7 protein-coding genes are annotated in these 6,835 nt (G+C 29.6%); 6 read left to right on the forward strand and 1 reads right to left on the reverse strand.

The window, feature by feature from the left end; genetic code table 11:
- The first annotated feature begins 28 nt into the window (after window positions 1-28).
- Genes L8U00_RS06135 through rseP form a run of 6 tightly spaced genes read left to right on the forward strand, consistent with a single transcriptional unit; the run spans window position 29 to window position 5,693 of the window.
- Entirely contained in the window at window positions 29-1,087 is a 1,059-nt protein-coding gene (locus tag L8U00_RS06135; protein ID WP_263708895.1) for a quinone-dependent dihydroorotate dehydrogenase, read from the forward strand.
- Window positions 1,084-2,337, forward strand: a complete 1,254-nt coding sequence (locus tag L8U00_RS06140) for a M16 family metallopeptidase (RefSeq protein ID WP_263708896.1) — start codon at window positions 1,084-1,086, stop codon at window positions 2,335-2,337. Before L8U00_RS06135 ends, L8U00_RS06140 begins: the two co-directional genes overlap by 4 nt.
- Window positions 2,327-3,223 carry a 4-hydroxy-tetrahydrodipicolinate synthase gene (gene dapA, locus L8U00_RS06145; RefSeq protein WP_263708897.1) on the forward strand — a complete coding sequence of 299 codons (897 nt, stop codon included), beginning with the start codon at window positions 2,327-2,329 and terminating at the stop codon, window positions 3,221-3,223. The genes L8U00_RS06140 and dapA overlap by 11 nt, the downstream gene beginning before the upstream one ends.
- Entirely contained in the window at window positions 3,223-4,002 is a 780-nt protein-coding gene (locus L8U00_RS06150; protein WP_087689753.1) for an enoyl-ACP reductase, read from the forward strand. The genes dapA and L8U00_RS06150 overlap by 1 nt, the downstream gene beginning before the upstream one ends.
- 51 nt (window positions 4,003-4,053) lie before the next feature.
- Window positions 4,054-4,584, forward strand: a complete 531-nt coding sequence (gene pgsA / locus L8U00_RS06155; RefSeq protein ID WP_263708898.1) for a CDP-diacylglycerol--glycerol-3-phosphate 3-phosphatidyltransferase — start codon at window positions 4,054-4,056, stop codon at window positions 4,582-4,584.
- Window positions 4,585-4,586: 2 nt separating this feature from the next.
- Window positions 4,587-5,693 carry an RIP metalloprotease RseP gene (gene rseP, locus L8U00_RS06160; RefSeq protein ID WP_263708899.1) on the forward strand — a complete coding sequence of 369 codons (1,107 nt, stop codon included), beginning with the start codon at window positions 4,587-4,589 and terminating at the stop codon, window positions 5,691-5,693.
- Here rseP and L8U00_RS06165 read toward each other — a convergent pair.
- Window positions 5,690-6,520, reverse strand: a complete 831-nt coding sequence (locus tag L8U00_RS06165; RefSeq protein ID WP_263708900.1) for a hypothetical protein — start codon at window positions 6,518-6,520, stop codon at window positions 5,690-5,692. The genes rseP and L8U00_RS06165 overlap by 4 nt on opposite strands.
- Window positions 6,521-6,835 lie beyond the last annotated feature (315 nt).

Raw genomic sequence — 6,835 nt, forward strand, 5'->3', positions numbered from 1 at the left:
TATGCTATTTTGCAAATAAAGGAAAAATATGACTTATGAAAGCTTAAAGCCTTTAATATATAAATTAGATCCAGAAAATGCTCATGCTCTGGCTGAATTTAGTATGCGAACACTAGATTGTATATTTCCTGGAGGGCTTAGTTTTTTTGCAAAAGATTGTGTAATAAATGATGAAATTTTAAATCAAGAAATTTTTAATCTGAATTTTTATAATCCTGTGGGTTTAGCAGGTGGTTTTGATAAAAATGCAACCATGATAAGACCGCTAAGTGCTTTGGGTTTTGGTTTTTTAGAATATGGAACTTTTACTCCAAAACCTCAAAATGGTAATGAAAAACCTAGACTTTTTAGACTTGTTGAACAAGAAAGTATTCAAAATGCTATGGGTTTTAACAATAAAGGCAAAGACGCCATTGCAAAAGAAGTAAAAAAAGTCTATCCTTTTAGCATACCTTTAGTGGCAAATATAGGCAAAAACAAAATCACCCCAAATGAAGAAGCTATTAATGATTATATTATTTTATTAAAAGAATTTAAAGATTTATGTGATTTATTTGTGATTAATATATCCTCTCCAAATACCAAAAATTTAAGAGATTTACAAAGTGAAGAATTTGTAAGTACTTTATTTAACCAAGCAAAAGAAATCACGAATAAACCTGTGATTTTAAAAATTGCTCCAGATATGAATATAGATAGCGCAATTTCACTTTGTAAAAGCGCTATTAGTGCAAAAGCTGATGGTATTATCATGGCAAATACAAGTATAGATTATTCTTTGATTGATAATACAAGAACTTTTGGCGGAATTAGTGGTAAATTAATCACCCAAAAAAGTGCGACATTTTTTAAAGAAGTAGCTAAAGAAATTTATCAAGATACTATTTTAATAGCAAGTGGAGGCATAGATAGTGCTGAACTTGCTTATGAGCGCATTAAAAATGGGGCTAGCTTGGTTCAAATTTATACAGCTATGATTTTTAAAGGACCAAGCATTGTTAAAAATATCAATCAAGGTTTAATTGAACTTTTAAAACAAGATGGTTTTAATCATATTAGTCAAGCTATAGGAGTTAATTTTAAATGATTAATTATAAAAAAATCACCCTTGAAAATAAACTTGAAGTCTATACTTTACCTGTAAATAAAAAAAGCGGAGTTATAAGTGTAGATATTTTTTATAAAGTTGGCTCAAGAAATGAAAAAATGGGAAAAAGTGGTATAGCCCATATGCTTGAACATTTAAATTTTAAAAGTACAAAAAATTTAAAAGCAGGTGAATTTGATGACATAGTCAAAGGTTTTGGTGGAGTGGATAATGCAAGTACGGGCTTTGACTATACGCATTATTTTATAAAATGCTCTAGTGAAAATTTAGATAAGTCTTTATGGCTTTTTGCTGAATTAATGCGTAATTTAAATTTAAAAGATGATGAGTTTCAGCCCGAAAGAAATGTAGTTTTAGAAGAAAGGCGTTGGAGAACCGATAATAATCCTTTGGGATATTTGTATTTTAGATTATACAATCATGCCTTTTTACACCATCCATATCACTGGACCCCGATAGGCTTTTTTAAAGATATACAAAATTGGAAAATAGAAGATATACAAGATTTTCATCAAACTTTTTATCAACCTAAAAATGCTATTTTGCTTGTGAGTGGTGATATTAATGAAGATGAAGTATTTACTTTAGCTAAAAAGCATTTTCAAGATATAAAAAATACCAAAGAAATCCCTATAGTTTATGAAAAAGAACCTGAGCAAGATGGTGCTAAACGCGTGATCTTGCATAAAGAAAGCGATACACAATTGCTAGCACTTGCATATAAAATTCCTGCATTTAATCATGAAGATATACCAAAACTTTGTGCATTAAGCGAACTTTTGGGAAATGGAAAAAGTTCTTTAATAAGCGAAATTTTAATTGATAAATTAGAACTTATCAATGAATTTTATGCTTATGCAAGCGAAAATATAGATGAGAATTTATTTATATTTATTTGTGTTTGCAATGAAGGTATAAAAGCAGAAGATGTTGAAAAAGAGCTTTTAAAAATTCTTGAAGATGTAAAAAATGCTAAATTTGATGATACTATCATGGAAAAAATCAAAAACACCGTAAAAAGTGATTTTATTTTTTCACTAAGCAATGCAAGTAGTGTTGCAAATATTTATGGATCTTATCTTGCTAAAGGCGATTTAAAACCTTTACTTGATTATGAAAAAAATATAGAAGATCTAAGCAAAGATGACTTAATTCATTGTGCTAGAAAATATTTCAATGAAAACAAATCTACTACAATAATCTTAAAAAGGGGTGAAAATGGACAATAAAATCATCATAGGAGCAATGACAGCTTTAATAACTCCATTTAAAAATGGGAAATTAGATGAACAAACTTACCACAAACTCATCAAAAGACAAATAGCAAATGGGATTGATGCAGTAGTGCCTGTTGGAACAACCGGAGAAAGTGCCACCTTAACCCATGAAGAACATAGAATTTGTATAGAAATAGCATTAGATGCTTGCAAGGGAAGTTCTTGTAAGGTTTTAGCAGGAGCAGGAAGCAATGCTACCCATGAAGCTGTAAGTTTGGCTAAATTTGCACAAGAGCATGGAGCTGATGGTATTTTAAGCGTTACTCCATACTATAACAAACCTACACAAGAAGGTTTGTATTTACATTATAAAGAAATAGCAAAAAGCATAGATATACCTGTACTTTTATACAACGTGCCAGGAAGAACAGGTTGTGAACTTCAAACAGAAACCATTATAAGATTATTTAGAGATTGTGAAAATATTTATGGGGTAAAAGAAGCTAGTGGGAGCATTGACAAATGCGTTGATTTACTAGCGCATGAGCCTAGAATGATGCTTTTAAGTGGTGAAGATGCGATTAATTATCCTATACTTTCAAATGGTGGTAAAGGTGTGATTTCAGTTACTTCAAATTTACTTCCTGATATGATTTCAAAATTAACTCATCTAGCTTTAAAAGAAAAATATATTGAAGCTAAAAAAATTAATGATGAGTTGTATAATATCAATAAAATTTTATTTTGCGAAAGCAATCCTATACCTATTAAAGCAGCAATGTATATAGCAGGTTTAACCCCTACTTTAGAGTATCGTTTGCCACTTTGTAAACCTAGTGATTGCAATTTAGCAAAAATAGAAGCGATTATGAAAAACTATAATATCAAAGGATTTTAATGGATACTTTTTTTCAAAATAAAACTTTAGTAATTAGCGGTGGAACAAGAGGGATTGGTAAAGCTATTGTATATGAGTTTGCAAAAGCAGGAGCCAATGTAGCTTTTACTTATAATTCTAATGCAGATTTAGCTCAAGAAATTGTAAAAGATTTAGAAAATAACTATAAAATCAAAGCAAAGGCTTATGAGTTTAACATACTTGAACCAGAAACTTATAAAGAATTATTTGAAAAAATCGATCAAGATTTTGACAGAATAGATTTTTTCATCTCTAATGCTATTATCTCAGGTCGTGCTGTTGTAGGTGGATATACTAAATTTATGAAATTAAAACCAAAAGGTATTAATAATATCTTTACAGCAACTGTAAATGCTTTTGTTGTTGGAGCACAAGAAGCAGCAAAAAGAATGGAAAAAGTCGGCGGGGGTAGTATATTATCTATTTCTTCAACAGGAAATTTAGTACATATTGAAAACTATGCAGGACACGGTACAGCTAAAGCAGCGGTAGAAGCTATGGCAAGATATGCTGCAACCGAACTTGGTTCTAAAAACATCCGTGTAAATGTAGTAAGTGGTGGACCAATTGACACTGACGCGCTTAAAGCATTCACAAATTATGAAGAAGTTAAAAATGCAACTATTAATCTTAGTCCATTAAACCGTATTGGACAACCTCAAGATTTAGCAGGAGCATGTTTATTTTTATGTTCTGATAAAGCAAATTGGATCACAGGACATACCTTAATCGTAGATGGTGGTACCACTTTTAAATGATTCATTACCCCATTTTGGGATATTTTCTTTAAACACAAGGATTAACAAACAATGAATTTACCTAATATCTTAGCATTTATAAGGATATTATTAGCTCCACTTTTGTTTTTTTTACTTATTAATGATTTTGAAAATATTCATCCTAGTTGGGTAAATTATTTTGCTTGTGTTGTTTTTGGTATAGCTGCCTTGACTGATTTTTTTGATGGTTATATTGCAAGAACTTGGAATCAAACTACAAAACTTGGAGCTATTATAGATCCACTAGCGGATAAAATGCTTGTTTTGGCTGCTTTTTTAGGATTATTACTCATCCAAAAAGCCGATCCTTGGATGATTTATATTATTCTAGTAAGAGAATTTTTTATAACCGGTTTTCGAGTAGTTATGGTGAGTGAAAAATTTGATGTAAGTGCTTCTTTTGCAGGAAAAATAAAAACAACCTTTCAAATGATAGCCATTATATTTTTAATCATGCAGTGGCCTTTTGCTAATACATTGTTATTTATTGCCTTAGTACTTACACTTTATTCAGCTTTTGAATACATACTAGCTTATATAAAACATTTAAAAAAGGTATAAATTTGAAATCATATTTATTTTTATTTATTATCTTAGCCATTGGCTTTAAATTTTATTCTTTTAGCTTTTTAATAACGCTTTTGGTTATATCTTTTTTAATTTTTTTTCACGAGTTAGGACATTTTTTAGCCGCAAAACATATGAAAGTCGATGTAGAAATTTTTAGTATAGGCTTTGGAAGAGCTGTTTTTAAAAAAACTTACAAAAACACAGAATATCGCTTATCTGCTCTACCTTTTGGTGGTTATGTTAAACTCAAAGGACAAGATGATTTAAATCCTAGCGAAAAAAATTACGAACCAAATAGCTATAACACTCTAAGTCCTCTAGCTAGAATTTACATACTTTTCGCAGGACCATTTTTTAACTTTTTTCTAGCATTTTTACTTTATACAGCCATAGGTTTTTTAGGAGTTCAAAAACTTGCACCTGTTATTGGCAATATAGCACCAAACTCAGCTGCGCAAAAAGCAAATTTACAAATTGGAGATAAAATCCTAGCTATAGATGGAGTTAAAATTCAAAGCTTTGAAGAAATCGGTAAACTTGTGCATATAAAACCAACCTTGCTTAGTATAGAACGCGATGGTAAACTCATCAACATCACCCTAACTCCACAAATTGACCAAGGTTATAATGAGTTTTATCAAAAAGTTCAAAAACCACTAATTGGCATAGCACCTAAGGGTGAGTTTGTTACTATTTATCATCCAGGATTTAGTAGTTTAAAATATGCTTATGAAGAAAGCATAGAAGCTTCTTTACTTATTTTTAAAGGTCTTGCTAAAATCATCAGCGGGGAGTTAGACGCTAAAAATATGGGTGGAATCATCACTATGGTGGATATAACCTCCAAAGCAGCAAATACTAGCATAGTGGTTTTATTTTTAATCGCCGCTTTAATTTCTATCAACCTTGGAGTATTAAATTTACTTCCCATTCCAGCGCTAGATGGAGGGCATATACTTTTTAACCTTTATGAGTTAGTCTTTAAAAAAGAAGTGCCAAAGGTATGTTTTGAATATCTTAGTTATTTTGGCATGGCTTTACTTTTAAGTTTAATGGTGTTTGTAACTTATAATGATATTACTCGTTTTATGAGTAATTAATAAGTCCTAGTAGCAAAATCATAGCGATTAAATTTACCTATATTGTTTTTACGGTAAAAACTATTATAAAATTGCTTACTTAAACTTTGCTCATAATTTAGTCTAAATCTTACCCACATTGCTGTTTGATCTTTGGCGCTAGTTTTTTCATCTTGATAATTAAGTGATAAATCTAAAATAGAAATTGGAGAATAAGTAATGTTATATTGATTTTGTAATTCTTTTATATTAGAATTTACATTTAAAACATTCAAATAAGGCAAATCAAACATCAAACCAAGCTCTGTGCTATCTTCACTATCATTTTCTTTTATATTATAGTGATTAGCATATGCTTTAAAATAATGACTAAATTGAAATTCAGCACCAAAACTATTTTTTTCATAAGCTTCTTTATACTGATCATTAAAATAATTAAAACCTAAATTAAACTCATCAAATTCATAACGATTAATAAGTCCTAAAGAATAAGCTTGTTCTAATTGCCCTATTCTTGCTTGTTTTTCCAAAAGTAAAGTAGCATTTTCATAATCTAGTATTGAATTAATATTTTTTATATTTACATTTAAAGCATCATAGTCTAAATTAGCCTCTGTCTTATCTTTAGAGCTTAAATTTAAAACTTGACCTAAAGAATTACTAGCAAAAGAACTAAGATCTGTACTTTGAGCTTGGTATTCTTGTGGTTTTTGAAAAAATACTTGCTTAGAAACAGTGTTTGACTTTTGATATTTGCTAATATTAGCCTCACCCTCACCTAAGCTTTCTTCTAAATTTAAAGCAAATGCATTTATGCATATACAGCTTAAAAAAATGTATTTTTTCACTCAACCTCTAATGTATTATTTTATAAAGATACAAAATTTCACATTTATCATGAAATATTGCTAACTCTATATTTATAATAGCATTATATTTTTACAATATGACTAATTAACAATATTTTTAATAACAAAACAATTATTTTTCAAAAATACACCCCACCACTTAAATACAATTTCATTCTATGATCATCATCGTATTTGTATTGATGTAATGCTCTTGCTGCATCAAGTTTTATATAATACTCATTAGTTTTATTATAAAGTATTTGCAAACCTACTGCATCTAAAAAATGCTCATCTGCTAATCTATTCCCTGAA

This window comes from Campylobacter sp. IFREMER_LSEM_CL2256, from assembly GCF_025771645.1.
GTDB lineage: Bacteria > Campylobacterota > Campylobacteria > Campylobacterales > Campylobacteraceae > Campylobacter_D.

What these genes read in the sequence shown, in the direction of transcription:
- L8U00_RS06150 (WP_087689753.1), top strand. Translation starts at nt 3,223, where the DNA reads ATGGATACTTTTTTTCAAAATAAAACTTTAGTAATTAGCGGTGGAACA.
- L8U00_RS06135 (WP_263708895.1), top strand. Translation starts at nt 29, where the DNA reads ATGACTTATGAAAGCTTAAAGCCTTTAATATATAAATTAGATCCAGAA.
- L8U00_RS06140 (WP_263708896.1), top strand. Translation starts at nt 1,084, where the DNA reads ATGATTAATTATAAAAAAATCACCCTTGAAAATAAACTTGAAGTCTAT.
- dapA (WP_263708897.1), top strand. Translation starts at nt 2,327, where the DNA reads ATGGACAATAAAATCATCATAGGAGCAATGACAGCTTTAATAACTCCA.
- pgsA (WP_263708898.1), top strand. Translation starts at nt 4,054, where the DNA reads ATGAATTTACCTAATATCTTAGCATTTATAAGGATATTATTAGCTCCA.